At 64.9% G+C, this 19,942-nt stretch carries 15 protein-coding genes; 8 read left to right on the top strand and 7 right to left on the bottom strand.

The features are described 5' to 3' along the window. Positions 1-60: 60 nt before the first annotated feature. From ORS3428_RS17110 to ORS3428_RS17130, 5 genes are all read left to right on the top strand, one after another. Positions 61-753, top strand: coding sequence for an HAD-IA family hydrolase (locus tag ORS3428_RS17110; protein WP_443136859.1), 693 nt, complete (start codon positions 61-63; stop codon positions 751-753). Positions 754-819: 66 nt separating this feature from the next. Next, positions 820-2,430 (top strand): ABC transporter substrate-binding protein, encoded by a 1,611-nt coding sequence (locus tag ORS3428_RS17115; protein ID WP_071099477.1) that lies wholly within the window; start codon positions 820-822, stop codon positions 2,428-2,430. A gap of 88 nt (positions 2,431-2,518) precedes the next feature. Further along, positions 2,519-3,469 carry an ABC transporter permease gene (locus ORS3428_RS17120; RefSeq protein ID WP_071099478.1) on the top strand — a complete coding sequence of 317 codons (951 nt, stop codon included), beginning with the start codon at positions 2,519-2,521 and terminating at the stop codon, positions 3,467-3,469. Then, positions 3,466-4,317, top strand: a complete 852-nt coding sequence (locus ORS3428_RS17125) for an ABC transporter permease (protein ID WP_071099479.1) — start codon at positions 3,466-3,468, stop codon at positions 4,315-4,317. The genes ORS3428_RS17120 and ORS3428_RS17125 overlap by 4 nt, the downstream gene beginning before the upstream one ends. Then, the gene (locus tag ORS3428_RS17130; protein ID WP_071099480.1) at positions 4,314-5,969 is read left to right on the top strand and encodes an ABC transporter ATP-binding protein; all 1,656 of its coding nucleotides are present in this window, start codon (positions 4,314-4,316) and stop codon (positions 5,967-5,969) included. Before ORS3428_RS17125 ends, ORS3428_RS17130 begins: the two co-directional genes overlap by 4 nt. 50 nt (positions 5,970-6,019) lie before the next feature. Here ORS3428_RS17130 and ORS3428_RS17135 read toward each other — a convergent pair whose 3' ends face one another. Continuing rightward, the gene (locus ORS3428_RS17135) at positions 6,020-8,095 is read right to left on the bottom strand and encodes an oxidoreductase (protein WP_108723091.1); all 2,076 of its coding nucleotides are present in this window, start codon (positions 8,093-8,095) and stop codon (positions 6,020-6,022) included. A gap of 72 nt (positions 8,096-8,167) precedes the next feature. Between ORS3428_RS17135 and ORS3428_RS17140 the strand changes: the two genes are divergently transcribed. Next, positions 8,168-9,133, top strand: coding sequence for a LysR substrate-binding domain-containing protein (locus ORS3428_RS17140; RefSeq protein WP_071099481.1), 966 nt, complete (start codon positions 8,168-8,170; stop codon positions 9,131-9,133). A 66-nt stretch (positions 9,134-9,199) separates the two neighbouring features. On the opposite strand, the gene ORS3428_RS17145 is transcribed toward ORS3428_RS17140, so the two are convergent. Further along, a complete protein-coding gene (locus ORS3428_RS17145) occupies positions 9,200-9,676 on the bottom strand; it encodes an Lrp/AsnC family transcriptional regulator (RefSeq protein WP_071099482.1) in 477 nt (158 codons plus the stop codon). A 222-nt stretch (positions 9,677-9,898) separates the two neighbouring features. On the opposite strand from ORS3428_RS17145, the gene ORS3428_RS17150 reads away from it, so the two are divergent. Then, complete coding sequence (locus tag ORS3428_RS17150) at positions 9,899-11,224, top strand: NAD(P)/FAD-dependent oxidoreductase (protein ID WP_071099483.1); 1,326 nt, start codon at positions 9,899-9,901, stop codon at positions 11,222-11,224. A gap of 26 nt (positions 11,225-11,250) precedes the next feature. On the opposite strand, the gene ORS3428_RS17155 is transcribed toward ORS3428_RS17150, so the two are convergent. The 5 genes from ORS3428_RS17155 to ORS3428_RS17175 form a co-directional block, all read right to left on the bottom strand. After that, the gene (locus tag ORS3428_RS17155; RefSeq protein WP_071099484.1) at positions 11,251-12,618 is read right to left on the bottom strand and encodes an FAD/NAD(P)-dependent oxidoreductase; all 1,368 of its coding nucleotides are present in this window, start codon (positions 12,616-12,618) and stop codon (positions 11,251-11,253) included. Further along, on the bottom strand, positions 12,615-12,917 hold the full coding sequence (locus tag ORS3428_RS17160) for a (2Fe-2S)-binding protein (RefSeq protein ID WP_071099485.1): 303 nt from the start codon (positions 12,915-12,917) through the stop codon (positions 12,615-12,617). Before ORS3428_RS17160 ends, ORS3428_RS17155 begins: the two co-directional genes overlap by 4 nt. Next, positions 12,914-14,899, bottom strand: a complete 1,986-nt coding sequence (locus tag ORS3428_RS17165; RefSeq protein WP_071099486.1) for a hydantoinase B/oxoprolinase family protein — start codon at positions 14,897-14,899, stop codon at positions 12,914-12,916. Before ORS3428_RS17165 ends, ORS3428_RS17160 begins: the two co-directional genes overlap by 4 nt. 5 nt (positions 14,900-14,904) lie before the next feature. Continuing rightward, on the bottom strand, positions 14,905-16,989 hold the full coding sequence (locus ORS3428_RS17170; protein ID WP_071099487.1) for a hydantoinase/oxoprolinase family protein: 2,085 nt from the start codon (positions 16,987-16,989) through the stop codon (positions 14,905-14,907). A gap of 89 nt (positions 16,990-17,078) precedes the next feature. Next, the gene (locus ORS3428_RS17175) at positions 17,079-17,984 is read right to left on the bottom strand and encodes a LysR family transcriptional regulator (protein ID WP_071099488.1); all 906 of its coding nucleotides are present in this window, start codon (positions 17,982-17,984) and stop codon (positions 17,079-17,081) included. 115 nt (positions 17,985-18,099) lie between these two features. On the opposite strand from ORS3428_RS17175, the gene ORS3428_RS17180 reads away from it, so the two are divergent. Beyond that, positions 18,100-19,218 (top strand): NAD(P)/FAD-dependent oxidoreductase, encoded by a 1,119-nt coding sequence (locus ORS3428_RS17180; RefSeq protein ID WP_071099489.1) that lies wholly within the window; start codon positions 18,100-18,102, stop codon positions 19,216-19,218. Positions 19,219-19,942: the final 724 nt, after the last annotated feature.

Below are 19,942 nucleotides of genomic sequence, written 5' to 3' on the forward strand. Positions count from 1 at the left end.
AATTCGGTCGCGCGCAGAGGAGAGCCGGTCTTGGCCAGGGGCTTTAGCGAATTCAAATACATGAGCTTCGACGTGGTCGGCACGCTGATCGACTTCGAAGGCGGCATCAAGACCTGCCTGGCCGACATTGCCGCCGAGGCGGGTATCTCCATCGACGGCGAAGAAGCGCTGACCCTTTACCGGCAGGCCCGCTACATGCCCGATGCGGGGCTGTTTCCCGACGACCTTGCACGCGTCTACATGGTCATCGCGCCGCGGCTCGGCCTGCCGGCGGAGGAGAAATACGGCGTCCGCCTGCGGGATTCGGCCAGCATCTGGCAGGGCTTCCCCGACAGCGCGGCAGCGTTGGCCGACCTCGCGAAATCCCACAAGCTGATTGCCATGACCAACGCGCGGCGCTGGGCGCTCGACCATTTCGAGAAGCAGCTCGGATCGCCCTTTTTCGCCACTTTCACGGCCGACGATACCGGCACGGAAAAGCCCGACCCGGCCTTCTTCCAGGCAGTCTTCGATTTCGTGGCCTCCCGCGGCGACAGCAAGGACGACATCCTACACGTCGCGCAAAGCCAGTATCACGACATCGGCATCTCCCGGGCGCTCGGCATGACCAACTGCTGGATCGAGCGCCGTCACGCCCAGAAGGGCTATGGCGGCACGATCGAGCCCGAGCGCTTCACCGTGCCGGACTACCACTTCACCTCGATGGCCGGCTTTGCCGCGGCCATACGGGAAAGCCTGAAGGAACGAACCTGAGCCCAACCCCGGAAAAGCGCGCGACARGACGAGCAATCCGGCGAAACCATCAGAAAGGGGAATGACATGACCGACAAGATCACGAACTGGACCGGGGCAGACGATGCCATGGTCGAGAACGCCATTCGACGGGGCGCCAGCCGCCGCGAACTTCTCAAGATGCTGCTGGCCGGCGGCGCCGCGGTTGCGGCAGGCAGCGTGGTGCTCGGCCGCGCCACGCAAGCCATCGCCGCCACACCGGTGTCCGGCGGACATTTCAAGGCGGCCGGCTGGTCGTCCTCGACCGCCGACACGCTCGATCCGGCAAAGGCATCGCTCTCTACCGACTATGTCCGTTGCTGCTCGCTCTACAACCGCCTGACCTTCCTCGACAAGGACGGCAAGACGCAGATGGAGCTGGCCGAAAGCTTCGACAGCAAGGACGCCAAGACCTGGACCGTCAAGCTGCGCAAGGGCGTCACCTTCCATGACGGCAAGGATCTCACCGCCGACGACGTCGTCTTCTCGCTGAAGCGTCATCTCGACAAAGCGGTCGGCTCCAAGGTCGCCAAGATCGCCGCGCAGATGACCGGCTTCAAGGCGGTCGACAAGTCGACCGTGGAAATCACGCTCGCCGACCCGAATGCCGACCTGCCGACCATCCTGGCGCTGCATCATTTCATGATCGTCGCCGACGGCACCACGGACTTCTCCAAGGGCAACGGCACCGGGGCCTTCGTGCTGCAGACGTTCGAACCGGGCGTGCGGTCGGTGGTCACCAAGAACAAGAACTATTGGAAGTCGGGCAAGCCCTATCTCGACTCCTTCGAATTCATCGCCATCAGCGACGACAGCGCCCGCGTGAATGCTTTGCTGTCCGGCGACATCAATTTTGCCGCCTCCATCAACCCGCGCAGCATGAAGCTCGTCAGCGGCCAGCAGGGCTTCGAATTGTCGAAGACGACTTCGGGCAACTACACCGACCTCAACATCCGGCTCGACATGGATCCGGGCAGCAAGGCCGATTTCGTGGCTGGGATGAAGTATCTCGTCAACCGCGAGCAGATCGTCAAATCGGCATTGCGCGGCATCGGCGAAATCGGTAACGACCAGCCCGTCTCGCCGGCGAACATATTCCACAACGCCGACCTCAAGCCGAAGGCTTTCGACCCGGACAAGGCGAAGTTCCACTTCCAGAAGGCGGGCCTGCTCGGCCAGTCCATTCCCGTGATCGCCTCCGACGCCGCGACCTCGTCAATCGACATGGCAGTGATCATACAGGCCGCCGGCGCCGATATCGGCATGAAGCTCGATGTCCAGCGCGTTCCATCCGACGGCTATTGGGACAATTACTGGCTCAAGGCGCCGGTCCATTTCGGCAACATCAATCCGCGCCCGACGCCGGACATCCTGTTCTCGCTGCTTTATGCCTCCAACGCGCCGTGGAACGAAAGCAAGTACAAGTCCGAGAAGTTCGACAAGCTGCTCGTCGAGGCGCGCGGCCTGCTCGACCAGGCCAAGCGCAAGGAAATCTACGGCGTAATGCAGACCATGATCGCCGAGGAAGCCGGCACCATCATCCCGGCCTACATTTCCAACGTCGATGCCCTCTCCAGCAAGGTGAAGGGTTTGGAAGCGAACCCGCTCGGTGGCATGATGGGCTACGCAATGGCAGAATACCTCTGGCTCGAAGCCTAAGAGGCGCCCGCCGGGGACCGGTCAGCCGGTCCCCAGCACTGTATTGCGCAAGATTGTCTGGCCGGACGCAACCGCAGGGAGCGCTTCCATGAAGTCTGGAGTTCTCAAGCTCGTGGTGAAGCGGCTGGCGGTCGCGGTCGTCACACTTCTGATCGTTCTGTTCGCCGTGTTTTTCGCCACCAGCATGCTGCCTGGCGACACGGCGTCGATCCTACTCGGCCAAGCGGCGACCCCGGAGGCGGTCGCCGGCCTGCGCGAAGCCATGCACCTCAACGATCCGGCGATCCTGCGCTTCCTGCGCTGGCTTTTCGGCCTGCTCCACGGCGACCTCGGCACATCCTATGCCAATGACATGCCGGTCGCGGCGCTGATCGGCGGGCGCTTTGTCAACACGATGAAACTTGCCGGCATCACCACGCTGATGTCGGTGCCGCTGGCGCTGACGCTCGGCATCACCGCCGCGATGCTGCGCGGCTCGCTCTACGATCGCGCCGTCACCGTGCTTTCGATCGGCGTCATCTCCGTGCCGGAGTTCATGGTTGCGACGCTGGCGGTCCTGCTCTTCGCCGTCTATCTCAGATGGCTGCCCGCGCTCTCCTCGGTCAACGAGGCGCATTCGCTTGCCGACATCGTGCGCATCTATGCGATGCCCGTGATCACGCTCACCTTCGTCATCTCCGCCCAAATGATCCGCATGACCCGCGCCGCGGTAATTGAAACGCTCTCCACGCCCTATGTCGAGATGGCGCTTCTCAAGGGCGCGTCGCGCAGCCGCATGGTGCTCAAGCACGCGCTGCCCAACGCGCTCGGGCCGATCGTCAACGCGGTCGCGCTCTCGCTGTCCTATCTGGTCGGCGGCGTCATCATCGTGGAGACGATCTTCAACTATCCCGGCATTGCCAAGCTGATGGTCGATGCGGTGGCGACCCGTGACCTGCCGCTGATCCAGAGCTGCGCGATGATCTTCTGCCTCGGCTATCTCCTGCTCATCACGGCCGCCGACATCGTCGCCATCATGTCCAACCCGAGGCTCAGATGACGATGGCGAGCGTAGCATCCTCCCGACGTTCCTTCCTGGGCCACAGCTACAACTTCGTCGGCGTCRTAGCCTCGCTGGTCATCCTGGCGTGGACGCTCGTTGCGATCTTCGCGCCCTACATCATTCCCCATCCGGTCGGTGACATCGTCGACGACGACTATTTCGGCCCGATACGCCAGGGGCTGTGGCTCGGTTCCGACTATCTGGGCCGCGACATGCTCTCGCGGGTCCTGATGGGCGCGCGCTACACGGTCGGCATATCGCTCGCCGCCGTCTCCATCGCCTGTTTCTCGGGCGTGGTGCTGGGGATGATGGCGGCCGTTACCGGCGGCTGGCCGGACACCTGCATAAGCCGCTTGCTGGACGCCATGAACTCCATCCCCAGCAAGCTGTTCGGGCTTGTGGTCGTCGCCGCGGTCGGCTCATCGATCCCTGTGCTGATCCTGACGCTCGCCGTCATCTATATCCCTGGCGCCTACCGCTTCGCGCGGGCGCTTGCCGTCAACATCAACACGATGGATTTCATGACCGTCGCCCGCGTGCGCGGCGAAAGCACCGCCTATCTCATCGGCTCCGAAATCCTGCCCAACATCATCCGCCCGGTGCTGGCCGACTTCGGCCTGCGTTTCGTCTTCATCGTGCTTCTGCTCTCCGGCCTTTCCTTCCTCGGGCTCGGACTGCAGCCGCCGCTCGCCGACTGGGGCGCGCTGGTGCGCGAGAACATCGGCGGCCTGCCCTTCGCGGCCCCGGCCGTCATCGTGCCCTCGCTGGCGATCGCCAGCCTCACCATCAGCGTCAACCTCTTAATCGACAACCTGCCGCAGAAGATCAGGGACCGGGACGCATGACCAATCTCGTCGAGGTCAGGAACCTGAGGATCGAGGCGACGACCGACGCCGGACGCCTGGTCGAAATCATCAAGGGCGTCAGCCTCGACATCGCCGACGGCGAGATCATCGCCCTGATCGGCGAGAGCGGCTCGGGCAAGACGACGGTGGCGCTCTCGCTCATGGGCCACGCACGGCCCGGCTGCCGGATCACCGGCGGCGAGATTAAGGTGAACGGCAAGAACATGGCGGCGCTTTCCGAAAAGCAACGCGCCAAGTTCCGCGGCACCGACATCGCCTATGTTCCGCAAAGTGCCGCCGCCGCCTTCAACCCGTCATCCACGATCATGGAGCAGGTGATCGAGGTCACACGCATCCATAAGCTGATGCCGCCCGAGCAGGCGCGAAAGCGCGCGGTCGAGCTGTTCCGGGCCTTGTCGCTGCCGGACCCGGAAGGGATCGGCGCCCGTTATCCGCACCAGGTTTCGGGTGGGCAATTGCAGCGCCTGGCGGCCGCTATGGCGCTCATCGGCGATCCCGAGCTGGTTATCTTCGACGAGCCGACGACGGCACTCGACGTTACGACCCAGATCGACGTGCTGAAGGCATTCAAGTCGGTCATGAAGGCGGGCGGGATAGCGGGTGTCTATGTTTCCCACGACCTCGCGGTCGTCGCCCAGATCGCCGACCGCATCGTGGTGCTGAAAGGCGGCGAAGTGCAGGAGACCGGCACGACGGCTGAAATCCTTTCGGCGGCCCGGCATCCCTATACGCGAGAACTGCTGGCCGCCTTCGAACCGAAGCCACGCCAAGCGCAGGCGGACGCAGAGACCGGAACGAAAGAGCTGCTGCGCATCGACAATGTGACGGCCGGCTATGGCCCGGTACGGGATAACGGACTGCCGCTTATTCGCGCCGTCCATTCCGTCAACCTGGTCGTGGAGAAAGGACGCAACCTCGGTGTCATCGGTGAATCCGGCTGCGGAAAATCGACGCTGGCGCGGGTCATCGCCGGCATCCATCCGGCGGCGGCCGGGAACATCGTCTTCGACGGCAAGCAACTGGAGYGCAACGCGAGGAAACGCAGCCAAGACCAGTTGCGCGAGATGCAGATCGTGTTCCAGTACGCCGATACCGCGCTCAATCCGGCCAAGCCGGTCGAGGACATCATCTCGCGACCGCTGGCCTTCTATCACGGGCTCGACAGGCATCAGCGCTCGAAACGCGTCGACGAACTGCTCGACATGGTGCGCCTGCCGAGGGCGCTGCGCTACCGTCATCCATCGGAGCTGTCGGGCGGCCAGAAGCAGCGCGTAAACTTCGCGCGCGCGCTCGCGGCATCGCCCAAGCTCATCATCTGYGACGAAATCACCTCGGCGCTCGACACGGTGGTGGCATCAGCGGTGATCGAGCTGCTCAAGGAGCTGCAGCGCGAGTTGGGGCTGTCCTACATCTTTATCAGCCACGACCTCTCCGTCGTCGAGGCCATCTGCGATCAGATCATGGTCATGTACAAAGGTGAGCGCGTGGAACAGATCACGCCCGACAAGGTGAAGGCGCCTACCCACCCCTATTCCAAGCTCCTGTTCTCCTCCGTGCCGAAGCTCGATCCGACGTGGCTTGACGGCCTCGTCCGCGACCCCGAGCTCGTCAGCCAGTACGGCCACCRCTGACTATATCGGAAGTAAAGAGCTGGTCCCGGCCGCGGCGGGATTTCACCCGCCTACAGTTGGGAGCAGAGCCGGTAGGCCTCATAGATCGACGAGTAGATGTCCCTGCTGGCAACCGCGTCCCCAATGCGGTGCAACACGAACGATCCAGCGGCTGGAGGCCCATCGTCTCGCTTGGGCCTCGCTCCCGTCATGAGTGCGATGTCGGTGACGCCGTTATTGGCGGAGCGGACACGCAGTTCCTGATAGATGTCTTCCATGGGTGCCGTGCCGCGCTCGACGATGAGTTGGGCCGCGGTCATTTCTGTTTCTGCACCGGTGAGCTCATGCCGGAACTTGGCAGCAATCCCGTTGCCCTGGCGCGCCGCCTTGATCAGGCGCACATCGCCGACAACCCGGATGCCGAGCTCCGAGGCGCGTTTGCGGAAACTCACCCTGTCCGGATAGGGAGTTTCGATCGCCAACGTGTCATCCGCTATGGCAAGGCTGACCACGCTGCCCCGRCGGGCCAAATGCAGGGCGCAGGAGACGGCGGCCTGGCGTCCAGTCTCATCGTAGATGAGCACATCGCCCTTTGCCGGCACGGCCCCCGTCAACACATCCCAGACGCTGTCGCAGTGTTCGGCGCCATCCAGCCATTCCATGTCCGGGATGCCGCCCGTGGCGACGATGACGGCGTCCGGCTTCTCCGCAAGGACAACCTGTGCATCCGCATAGGCATTGAGGCGGACATCCACGCCTAGGCGCGCGAGTTCGTCGATGCGCCAGTCCACTATGCCGATCAGATCCTTGCGATCGGACGCCGAGGCCGCGATGAGCACCTGACCGCCAAGCCGTGCCCCGGCTTCCATAAGGGTCACGCTGTGYCCGCGCTCGGCGGCGACCCTTGCCGCCTCCATCCCGCCCGGACCGCCGCCGACCACGACCACCCGTCTCGGCGTTTCGGCCCGGTCAATGATGTGGCCGACGATCGTTTCGTGACCGCTGGCAGGGTTGTGAATGCAATGGACCTTCTTGTACAGGCAGTAGGACGCGCCGACGCATGGGCGGATGCGTTCTTCTTCTCCCCGCATCACCTTATTGACGATATGGGGGTCGGCAATATGCGCCCGCGTCATGCCGACGAGGTCGACGAGGTTCTCGCGGATCGCATGGCGCGCCGTAGCCACGTCCCTGATGGCTGCGGCGTGGATGACGGGCAGCCTGGTTTCCCGCTTGAACTGCCCGACCAGCGGCAAGAACGGTGCGCTCGGGCTGAACATGYCGGRCATGTTGTCCTCAGCCAGCGACAAGTCGGTATCCATGCGGCCAAAGATGCAGTTGAAGAAATCGATATGGCCTTCCCGCTCRAACAGCCGGGCGTAAGCAAGGCCTTCCTCGAAATCCGACCCGTCCTCGACCRCCTCGTCGATAACGAACCGTATCCCGACCACGAAGTGGTCGCCCACCGCGCGGCGGATCGCCTCATGGACCATCAGGCCGAAGCGCGCGCGGTTTTCCAGCGAGCCGCCGAAGGCGTCCGTGCGCCTGTTGGTTCTGCGCGAAAGGAATTGACCGATCAGATGCCCGCCGGTGACCGTCTCGACGCCGTCAAGATCGCCGTCGCGGCAGCGCCTGGCGGCGCTGGCGTAGTCCTTGACGATCCTGCTGATGTCCTCGGCATCCATCTCCTTCGGAAAATTCCGGTTTCGGGTCTCGCGAACGCGCGACGGCGCCACTGGCGGGAGCCAATTGCCGGCATAGGCAGTAGCGCGCCGCCCGAGATGCGACACCTGGCACATGACGGCCGCACCATGGCGATGGATCCGCTGCGACAGCGACTGGAGATGAGGCACGATGCGATCGCTCGAAAGGTCCAGCTGACCGCTGCCCCAGCTCGAGTCGGGCGAGGTCATCGCCGAGCCACCCGCCATGGTCATGGCGAGGCCACCGCGCGCTTTCTCTTCATGGTAGCGCTGGTAGCGTTCGAGCGGCAGGCCGCCATCGTCCAGCATCGAAGCATGACTGGTGCTGACAACGCGGTTGCGCAGCGTCAGACCCTTGAGCCGAAACGGCTGAAGGAGTGGATCGCTGGATGTCTTGCCTGCTCGAGCTTCCGCTACGTTCACGTCCTGCTCCACCCCATTCATGACGGTTATAGTTCGCCATTTGCGGGACTGCAGAAAGCTTGAAAATTGTTGGGCCAGCTATACGCTGGGCGTATGACTGGTTTCGCGAAACTCGTTCCCTCCGCGCGCGGGCTGCTTGTCTTCGAGGCTGCCGCCCGGTCGGGCAGTTTCACGGCCGCCGCCCGGGAATTCAACGTCACGCAACCGTCCATCAGCCGCAGCATCGCCCAGCTCGAGGCCGACCTTGGTGTCGCTCTTTTCACGCGGGGCGCGGCGGGACTGACCGCTACCGCAGACGGCCGCGCGCTCTATTCAGCGGTGCGCGAGGGATTTGACGGCATCGAGGAAGTGATCCGCAGGATCAAGCAGAACAGCGCTGCAAAGCCGGTCGTTACCCTCTCACTTTCGAGTTCTCTCGTGACGCATTGGTTCGTCCCGAGGCTTGGGGCGTTCAACGCAAGATTTCCAGATGTGGACCTGAGATTCGAACTGATYGCCGGCGTCCTGCGAGGCCCCGCCGAGAATGTCGACCTTGCTACGAGGATCCTGGCCGATGACGATACGCACTATCACCGCTGGACGTTTTCACCGGAGATCATCGTTCCGGTATGCAGCCCGTCCTACCTGTCGCACCGCGGCCGGTTGAATCATGACTCGGACGGCGCGGGTCATACCCTGCTTCATCTCACCGACGCCAAGCTGCAATGGCTGGACGCCTGGGGCAACGTAGGCGACCGCAAGACCAGCAGGGCAAAGTGGCTCGAATTCTCGGACTACGCGGTCGTACTTCAGGCTGCGATGAACGGGGAAGGCGTGGCGCTCGGCTGGCTCAGCAACGTTTCAGGGGGATTGCTTCAGGGAACGCTTGTCCCGGCCTCGGACAGGCAAATCAACACCGGCCGGATCCATCAGCTTATTGCACCGCGCTCAAGGCCGGTACGGCCGATCGTCTCCGATATCTGCGCCTGGATGATCGCCGAAATGCAAGCCGAATTGAAAGGGTTGCGCGCGATATTGCGGCCGGGCGTCTTGCAGGCGACAGACTGGCCATCTCGTTGAAAAGCGGACCACTAAGCGCGTGCTGCGTGGGATCGATGAAGGCCAGGTTTGAGGAAAACTGTTGCCTCACATCGGAAACAGGCTGGGCAGCRGCATGTGCGACTTGACGATGGGGGACTTCAGCACCACGAAGCTGAAATATTTGTCGATGCCGATATCCATGTCGGTCAGCCGCTCCATGATCGTCTGGTATTCGCCGATGCCGGCGGTCACGAATTTCATCAGATAATCGTAGCCGCCCGACACGAGATGGCATTCGATGACCTGGTCGATCTTCTCCACGACGGCGAGAAAGCGGGCGAAGTCCACCTGGCGGTGGTTCTTCAGGGTGATCTCGGTGAACACGGTCAGCGTCTGGCCGAGCTTGCCGATGTTGACCTGCGCTGAATAGCCTTCGATATAACCTTCCGACTGGAGCTTCTTGACCCGCATCAGGCACGGGCTCGGCGAAAGATGCACCAGTTCGGCCAGTTCCACATTGGTGATGCGGCCGTTCTTCTGCAGCTCGTGAAGAATCTTGATGTCGATCCGATCCAGTTTCACGAGCTATCTCCGAGAAAGAGTACCGCAGCACAAAATGCTGCCTTGCCGATGATTATCGAGACTACCACAGCCCGCAGGTCTGTCCATCAAGCGGATACCGCTTTGAAACGCAGCGACTCCCGATTTCGACCGAGCTGTCGGAATAAAATTCTGCCTCGAACCCAACTGCAGCAGCGGCTGCCTGCGCAACGCGCTAAATTGGCGCTTCGAGGTGGAGAGACCATGCGCGCGCCGCTGCAGCAAATCGAAACGTCCGGCGAACTGCCGCAATCCGCGGATGCGGTGGTGATCGGCGGCGGCATCGTCGGCGTCTTCGCGGCCTACTACCTGGCTCGGCGCGGCATGAAGGTCGCGCTTGTCGAGAAGGGACGCATCGGCGCCGAGCAGTCTTCCCGAAACTGGGGATGGTGCCGCCAGCAGAACCGCGATGYCCGCGAGCTGCCGATGGCGACCCGCAGCCTCGATCTGTGGGAGCGTTTTGCGGCCGAAACCGGCGAGGACACAGGCTTCCGCCGCTGCGGCCTGCTCTATCTCAGCAATGACGAGGCGGAGTTGTCCGGCTGGGCGCGCTGGCGCGACTTCGCCAGGACAGCCGGCGTCACCACGCATATGCTCGACAGCACCGAAGCCAGCAAGCGTGGCCGCGCCACCGGCCGGACCTGGAAGGGCGGCGTCTTCTCGCCGTCCGACGGCACCGCCGATCCGTCGCGGGCCGCACCCGCGGTCGCCCGCGCCATTCTCCAGCTCGACGGCAGCGTGCACCAGAATTGCGCCGCGCGCGGCATCGAGACCGAAGGCGGACGCCTGAGCGGCGTGGTCACGGAAAGTGGAACGATCCGGACGAAAGCCGCGGTTTTGGCCGGCGGCGCCTGGGCCTCTTCCTTTTGTCATCAGTTCGGTTTCCGCTTTCCGCAGGCGTCGGTCCGCTCCTCCATCCTGTCCGTCTCGCCCGGCGCGCAAGGCCTGCCGGATGCGCTGCACACAGCAAGGATCTCGGCCACGCGTCGCGGCGACGGCGGCTACACGCTCGCCATAAGCGGACGCGGCCGCGTGGACATGACGCCGCAGCAGCTGCGCTTCTCGCCGCAGTTCGTGCCGATGTTCCTGAAGCGCTGGCGCAGCCTCGCGCCCGGCGGGCTGCAGGGCATGCGCTCCGGCCACGAAACGCTCCAACGCTGGCGGCTCGACCAGCCGACGCCGATGGAGCGCATGCGCATCCTCGATCCGGTCCCGGATCGGGCGACCATCCGCCTGACCCATGCCCGCGCGCTTGAGCTGCTGCCAGCGCTCAGGCAGACCAGGATCAGTGCAGCCTGGGCGGGCTATATCGACAGCACGCCGGACGGCGTGCCCGCCATCGGCGCGATATCGATCGTTCCGGGCTTCTTCCTGGCTGCCGGATTTTCGGGACATGGTTTCGGCATCGGACCCGGCGCCGGGCACCTCGTCGCCGATCTTGTGACCGGGGTGCAACCGATCGTCGATCCGACATCCTACGATCCGCGGCGCTTCGATGCTTCGGCCTGGGGTAAGGTCGCCGACTTCTAGGACTAAGCGTGGCTTTCGCAGTCGCATCAGCCCTCCTGGAGGAAGGCGCCGATGGGCGCCGGCCGGACAGGGGCCTGCCCGCGAAAGCGGCCGACCGCGTCGGGCGTACAGCCGGCCTGCGCCGCGACGAGTTCGACGGCGGCCAACTGGCAATAGCGCCCCTGGCAGCGCCCCATGCCGGTGCGTGAGAGCGACTTCACCCTGTTGGCCTCGCCGCCGCCGAAATCCGCGCCCTCACGCACGGCTCCGGCAGTCACGTTCTCGCAGCGGCAGACGATCGCCTCGTCGGCAAGTGTGCGCACCATCTCCGACGGCCAGGAAAAAGCACGGGACAGACCGCGGGCAAAGCGCTCGAGCCGCGCGAGCTTGCGTAGGTCGGCACCGACGGAGGGCGCCGCATGTCCGAGATCGGAAAGGCACGCCGCCGCCGCAAGGCGTCCCGCGATCTCCGCGCCGTCCGCCCCGAGGAGACGGACCCCATCGCCGGCAAGATAGACTCCGTTGCCGGCCCATCCCATCCGATCGGTCTTCGGCAGCCATTGCCGCCACTGCTCGTCATAGGTGAAGCCGCATCCCGCCAGGTCGGCCAGATGCGTCTCCGCCCGCAGGTGCCAGCCCATGCCGATCATGTCGCATGAGGTTAGGCGCTCCCGGCCTCCGGCATCGCGCCAGCGCAGCGCCGTGACACCCGACGCGTCGGCCTCGATCCGCTCCAACCTGACGCCCGCGTGATAGCGGCGGCCGAGCCGCGCCCGCAGGGCCAGCCCGCGCAACGCCACGACCGGCCGGGCAGCAAGCCCCGTGAACCCCTGCACCTGCTGGCGCCAAGGGGAGGTGTCGAGCACCGCCGCCACATCCGCTCCGGCCTTGATGAGCTGCGCGCCGATCAGCGTCAGCAAAGGCCCCGATCCGATCAGGACGATCCGCCGGCCAAGGGCCACGCCCTGCGCCTTGAGCGCAATCTGCGCCGCGCCAAGGCTGTAGACGCCGGCGCTTTGCCAGCCTGGAACCGGAGCGACCCGGTCGGACGCTCCGGTGGCAAGGATCAGGCGGTCATAGCCAATCACCTGCACGCCGCCCTCCCCCAGCACGTGCAGCCGACCCTCATGCACGGCAATCACCGAGCTGCGCTGGCAGTGGGTAAGCTGTCCCTTTTCGGCCAGCCGGTCGAAAAGCGCGTGCAGCGCGCACGCCTTCGCCGCCTCGGACCCATACAGTTGCTTCGGCGGGCGGGTGAACCCGGCAGGCGGGCGGCGATAGATCTGCCCGCCGGCGCGATCCCCTTCGTCAATCACCATCGGGTGGAGCCCGGCCTCCACCAGCGTCGCCGCTGCCCTTATGCCGGCGGGGCCGGCGCCCACGATGACGATCCGCGGCGATGACGTCTCGCTCACGGCCAATTTTCCGGCGGCGTCGTGCGTAGTCGCATGCCTTCCGTGACTGGCGTCGAGCATGCGCGCAGGCGCGGCCCCTCCTCTTGCCACACCCAGCAATCCTGGCAGACTCCCATCAGGCAGAAGCCTGCGCGTGGTTCAGGTCCGAACTCGGACGTTCGCAGCGCGTGGCCGGATGCCAGCATAGCGGTCAGCACAGTGTCGCCCGCCAGCGCGCCGCGCATCTGCCCGTCGAGAAAGAAATGCACCTCTACCCGGTCGTGCTCGGCCAGCCGGACTATGCGGCCGGCCKTGATCATTCCGCGGCCTCCCGCACCGCACGAGGACGAGGCAGCTCGGGAAACCGTTCGCAGACCGCATCGAAGGCCGCCTCGACGCCCTCCGGCCCCGAACGCCCCTTCATGCGGCGGAAGATCTCCGTCTTGGCGAAGAACCGCCAGTGGATCGGCAAGGCATCCAGCAGCGCGTGGAGTCTGTCATAAGCCGCCGGCGTCCACTGCGCTTCGTAGTCTTCGCGCTCCGTGCCAAAATGGAAATGGCCGGTGGACGACTCGTGCCGCGCGCGCAGCCGCTCCGTCACCTGCTCGTCGACCTCGCCGCCGCGGATAACGACGCCATACTCGCTTTCGGCTGCTGCCGCCGAGACGTAGCCACGCCGCACATCCTGCGCAACTCGCCAAGGCTCACGCTGATGCGGATCGCCACGCCCGCCGCCTCCGGCGGAGCGTATCTCCAGCACATCGCCCGGCTGCAGCACCGCAGTGTCGATGTTGCCCAGCCGCCGCTCGTGGTCGGTCCCCGGATTGACGACCATATCCGACAGGCCGGCCGCCTTGCCGCCCAGCACGCCCCAGGGGCGAAAGAAGCTGCGGTCGCGGTTGCGCGCGGTGATCCTGGAGTCGGGGGCGAAAACGCGGAAGGCCATCTCGGTTGCCAGCCCGCCGCGCCAGCGGCCCGCACCGCCGCTGTCCCGGGCGAGTCCGTATTTCACGAACTCAACCGGCGTCTCGGTCTCGGTGATCTCGATCGGCGTGTTCTTGAGATAGGCGGCATCCGCGCCCGATCCGTTGGTGCCATCGCGATGCGGCATCGCGCCGCCGCCGCCCACCACGGGATTCACCGCCGCGATGACGCTCCGGCTCGTCCGCTCATCGATGGTCATGACGTTGACGATGCAGTTGTTGCCGGCCGGAGCCGCCGGCAGCCGCTCCGGCACCGCCTGCGAGAAGGCGCCGAAGATGACGGAGCGCAGCCGGGCGCAGGTCAGCGAGCGCATGYCGACAGCGGCGGGGTGGACCGGGTTCAGCACCGAACCTCGCGGCGTGATGCAGGTGAAGGGTCGGGTAAGGCCGGTGTTGAGCAGGATCTTCGGGTTGAGCGTGTAGAGCACGTAGTAGACGCCGACGAGCAGCATGGTGTGGCGCGGGTCGCCGCCCGAAGGAACGTTGAGCGAGGAGCCGAGCTGCGGATCGGAACCGGTGAAATCGAGCACCGCCTCGTCGCCCTTGATCGTCAGTGTCAGCTTCAGCCGGCAGGGATTGGCCTCGACCGAATCCTCGTCGGCATAATCGGCGAATTCCCAGGTGCCGTCAGGCATGGAACGCAGCACGTCGCGTGCCTGCGCCTCCGCATGGTCGAGGAGAGCGGAAACGCCTTCGATGAAGCCGGCCTTGCCGAACTTCCTCACCATCGCCTGGATCTTGCGCTCGCCGGTGTTGAGCGCGCCGACCAGCGCCTTGATGTCGCCGATGTTGAGGTCGGGCTTGCGCACATTGGTGCTCATGATCCTGAGGAGCGTCTCGTCGAAGACGCCTTCCCTCACAAGCTTCATCGGCGGAAAGCGGATGCCTTCCTGGTGGATTTCAGTGAGCGCGCGGCTCAGCGAAGCCGGCACCGCGCCACCCATGTCAGTGTTATGGATGTGTCCGCCGGTCCAGGCGACGATCTCGCCGTCGACGAAGACCGGCTTCCACAGATGCGTGTCGGGCGCATGCGTGGCGACGTGACCCGAATAGGGATCGTTGGTGAAGGCAACATCTCCCGGCCGGTAGTCGTCGACCATGGCGATCGCGCGGTGATAGGAAAGCCCGGGGTACCAAGTGGCGCCGAGTTCCATCGGGACGGCGAAGGTCGCTCCCGAACGGTCCATCAGCATCACGGTGAAGTCCTGCGTCTCCTTGACGAAGGCGGAGTGCGCGGTGCGGTGCAGCGTGTGCGCCATGTTCTCGGCGGCCGCGCGGGCATGGTTCGCCAGCACCTGAAGGTTTGTCCGGTCAAACAAGACAGTCACTCCGCGAAGGTCAGCAAAAGGTTGAGGTGGCGGTCGACCCGAGCCTGCGTCCCGGCGGGAATGGCAAAGGTGGTGTCTTCCTGCACCACCACGGCAGGCCCATGGAATGTGCTGCCCGGCACCAGCGTCTGCCGGTCGTGAAGGTCGACGGTCTCGACACTCAGGCCTGTGTAGACCGGCAGCCGGCGCGCCGGGATGGCCGGGGCTTCGATCTCGTCGATCTCCGGGAAGGAAAGCGCCGGCCCTGCGCCTATCGCCGACAGCCGGACATTCACAAGCTCGATCTCACCCTCCGGGTCGTGGAAATCGTAGAGCTGCTCATGGGTGCGGTGGAAGGCTTGCTCGATTGCCTCTGCGTTGCCGTCGGCCAGCCAATCCGGCGAAAGGACGACCTCGATCTCATAGCTCTGGCCGACATAGCGCATGTCGCAGGAGAGGCAGAGTTCTGCGGCCGCATCGTGCCCCTGCGCCGCGAGYCAGTCGCGGCCCTCTTGCGCAAGCGCCTCGAAAGCCTCGCGGATAGCGGGAAGCGAGGCGCCCGACAACGGGCTGAAGATCGTGCGGATGAAGTCGCCGCGCAGATCTGCGACCAGCCCGCCCAGCGCCGACACCACGCCGGGGCGGCGGGGCGCCATGACGCGCTTCATGCCAAGCTCGCGGGCAAGGAAGGCGCCAAGCATGGGACCGCCGCCGCCGAAGGGCATCAGCGTGAAATCGCGCAAGTCGACGCCGGCGCGCGAGGCGAGTTTCTCGACCTCGACGAACATCTCCGACACCGCGATGTCGAGGATCGCTTGCGCGGTCTGCTCGACCGGACGGCCAAGCCGCGCGGCAAGCTCGCCGACCGCGCGATGGGCCAGTCCGGTATCGATCCTGAGCTGGCCATAGGCCATCTCGCTGTGACCGAGCCATCCACAAACCACCATGGCGTCCGTCACCGTCGCCCGCTCGCCGCCGCGGCCATAGCATGCCGGTCCTGGCGTCGAGCCGGCCGACTCCGGCCCGACGCGCAGGACGCCTTGCGCGTCGACACTGGCGATCGAACCGCCGCCGACGCCGATCGAGCTCACCGACACGGTGGGGATATGGAGCGGAAACTCGCCGATCAGCTCGCCGGTGCCGAACTGCGGCTCGCCATCGATGATGAGCGCGAAATCGGCCGAGGTTCCGCCGATGTCGAGGGTAAGGACCTTGTCTTCGCCTGCCTGACGCGCCAGCCACGAGGCACCGATGACCCCGGAGGCCGTTCCCGATAGCAGCATGTTCACGCAGGCGCGCTTGCCTTCGGCAGCGTTCATCAGCCCGCCGTTCGACTTCGTCAGCATGGGGCGCGCCGGCACACCGCGATCTTTCAGCCGCGCTTCCAGCGCGGTCAGATAGCCGGAGACGCGCGGATGGACATAGCCGTTGAGAATGGCCGTCGAGCTGCGCTCGTATTCGCGGATGACCGGCCACACCTCGGCCGAGGTGAAGACGAAGAGGTCTGGTGCCTGGCGCGCGATTGCCGCCTTGACCGAGGCTTCTTGCGCGGCGTTGCGCCAGGCATGAAGGAAGGAGACGATGATCCCTTGCGCTCCGTTCGCTTTCGCCGCCGCGACCGCGCTTTCCACCGCCGCCGTATCCGGCGCCCGCGATTCACTCCCATCGGCGCGCATGCGAGCCGGAATGCCGAAGACCATGTCGCGCGAGATCAGGGGGTCCGGCCGCGAGCAGAACAGCGAATACATGTCCGGCATGCGAAGCCGTGCGAGTTCGATCACGTCCTCGAAGCCGGCATTGGTGAACAGGGCGAGCGGCGCGCCCTTGCGCTGAATGATCGTGTTGATGCCGACGGTTGTGCCGTGAACGAAGCGCGTCATATGAGTAGCGTCCAAGCCTTCGCGTTCCGCCAGGAGGGCGAGGCCYGTCATCAGCTCGGCGCCCGGATCTTCAGGCGTCGTCAGCACCTTCAGCGAGGCGACCCGGCCGGAACGGGCTTCGAGCGCGCAGAAATCGATGAATGTCCCGCCGATATCGACGCCGACCTTCCAGTCGGCCCCGTTCCGCGCCTCATCCATCGCGCTTGCAATGGCACCGTCCATGAGCCGTTCTCCCTGTCTGCCAACCGAAAGCTGGCACGGCAGGACGGCGCGGGTCCAAGACGCATGATGAGCAGGACTATAAGTCTTGCTTATGCCTTTGAGTTTCGCGCGCTCAGGGGAACGAAACAGGCTGCGCGGATTTCATCGCGCATCATCTCGTCGGCCCGCGAAAGGGCTCGGGCGCGCGACGTAAGCAGCGCAATCGGAAATTCCGGTCCCGCCGCGAGCGGCCTGACGGCGAGCCCAGCGAACTGCTGCCACGGCAGCAGCGCGTCAACAAGGGCGATACCCAGACCGGCCTGGACGAAGCCGACTGCGGATATGGATGCGTCGATCTCGAGCGACGGCGAAAGTACTACCCCCTGCGCGCGGGCTRCATGGGCCAGCTCGTCGGCAGGACGGGTGTTTCCGCGATAGGTTATCAACTCTTCCCCGGCGAGGTCGGCAAGCGTCAGTTCGATCTTCCTTTGCAACGCGTGTCCGGCGGGCAACAGGCATGCGAAGCCGATGCTGCCGATCACCTCGGCCTCGATGTCGGGCGGCAGGCGATCGTCCATGGCCACGCCGAGGCTGGCATCGCCGGCGCGCAGCATGTCGACGATCGCGGCGATCGGGGCGCTATGAGAACGCAGCAATATGCTGGGATGAAGCGCCCGGAACCTGGTGAACGCGCGCGGCAGTATCGCCATGGCCGGCGGCGGGGACGCCGCGACCCGCACCAGCCCGGCGCGCCCCAGGCGTAGATCCGTGGTCTTGCGGCGCAGCCCGTCGAGCCCTGCAGACAGCCTCTCGGCATCGGGGAATATCTCGAGCGCATCCGGAGTTGGCCGCAGCCGGCCCTTGACGCGCTCGAACAGCGTGAAGCCCAATTCGTCCTCGGTGTGGAGCAGTATCTGGCTGAGCGCAGGCTGGGAGATATTCAGCATCCGCGCCGCGGCGGTCACGGTGCCCGCGCGCATGACGGCGATGAACACTTCAAGCTGCCGGGCTCGCATTGCAGCTCCATAGGTCAAGCTTATGGCTGTTGTCCAAACCCATCTTTGACGCAATGCCGTGGCGCGAACAAGATCGGCGTGTTCAAGGTTCATTCACTCCGCATAAGGAACGACTATGGATGTGATCGTGCTGGGCGGCGGACTGATGGGGACGGCTTCGGCCTATTTCCTTGCCAGACGCGGCGCCCGCGTGACGCTGATCGAGCGCAACCGGATCGGCACCGGGGCAACCGTCGCCTCCTTCGGCAACATCCGGCGCACGGGGCGTCATCTGTCGCAGCTTCCGCTCGCCCACCGTTCGCTGCGGCTGTGGGGCGAGGCCGAGAAAATGCTTGGGCGCGACGTAGAATTCCGCGCCACCGGCCATATCCGGCTGGTCTTCGATGAAGGCGGTCTCGCCGACATGCGGGCCTATGCCGAGGCAGCGCGGCCCTGGGGGCTCGAGTTGGACGAACTCAGCCCGCGCGAAATCCGCGCGCGTTATCCCGGCCTCGGTCCCGACGCGATCGCGGCGTCGTTCTCYCCGCATGACGGCAGCGGCAATCCGCGGCTGATCGCACCGGCCTTTGCAGAGGCCGCCCGCAGGCTGGGCGCGGAAATCATCGAGGAAGCCCAGGTCGAAAAGATCGAGCGGACCGACTCCGGTTTCGTTGTCGCCAGTTCAAAAGGCGCTTTCGCTGCCGAATGCCTGCTCAACACCGCCGGCGCCTGGGGCGCGCGCATCGCCGCGCTGTTCGGCGAAAAGGTCCCGCTCGAGGTCCGTGGGCCACAGATGGGCGTAACCGAGCCGCTGCCGCATCGGATCCTGCCAGTGGTCGGCATCTGGACGCGCGACAAGGACTATGGCGCCTATCTGCGTCAGGTCGAGCGCGGCAACATCGTCTTCGGCGGCGCGGCCGAAAGGGTGCCGGTGGATCTCGATCCGGGCCACGCGGCCGCCGATCCCGTGCGCCTGCCGGCGCAGTTGCGCGCCGTGGCGCGGCTGCTGCCGGCAATCGCCAAGATCGCGGTCATCCGCACCTGGTCCGGCTGCGAGGGTTATATGCGGGACATGCTGCCGGTCATGGGACGGTCAGGGACGACGCCGGGCCTGTTCCATGCCTTCGGCTTCTCCGGACACGGCTTCCAGCTCGGCCCGGGCGTCGGCGACGCCATGGCCGAACTCATCACGACCGGCCGCTGCGAGACGGCCCTCGATGATTTCAGAATCGATCGCTTCAGCCGCGCGGCCTGATGAAACCGCTGTCAAACGGGCGGACGTCTCTTCCCTCGGCGACATCGTCGTCATGGAAACCTACTTCGAAGCGTAAGGCGACAGCCTAGCCTGTAAACCCGGCGCAGAGGTCACAGGGGTACGTGGCCAACATCAGGGCCTGTCGGGCCCCAAAGCCATGCTGGCACTAAGCACCGTCAGCTGTTGAAGCCGATTGCCGACGCGACTTYTCCGACATACCGGCAGCGGGGAGGCCATCCTTTCTGGCCTTCGTGAACGCTCGGTCGCCTCCAGAAACGCTAGCAGCATGAACGGGATGAGTTCGGGCCTGTTGGCGAACCTCGTGGCGAACCACCCTATAAGGCATTGGTAAATATAATAACGACAATGGTGGGCCCGGAGGGTGTCTTCAAATTGTTGATTTGATTTGCGTTTTCGTGGGCATAAGGCAGACATACTTCCCGTATCGTTCCGTATGGTTCCGCGGCCGTCGTCGGACGAAATCGCTATCTATGCCACCTTCGCGCTAGATGCCGCACGTCGGCACTGGGTAGGTCTACTGGRCCGATTGCCGACAGGCCGCTTTGGGCTGGGATACACGAGGGCGGACATTCAGGCCGTCGCGAACATCGTCGTAACCTGACCCATCTTTGGACGTCAAGTCTGAGGCGCCTCGCCGGCGCTTACGTCAATGCTGGGAATTCGATGCAGCCTAGACTATTTCACGTTTTGACGGAAGCGTATC

Origin of the sequence: Mesorhizobium sp. ORS 3428 (assembly GCF_001854785.1) — a bacterium.
GTDB lineage: Bacteria > Pseudomonadota > Alphaproteobacteria > Rhizobiales > Rhizobiaceae > Mesorhizobium.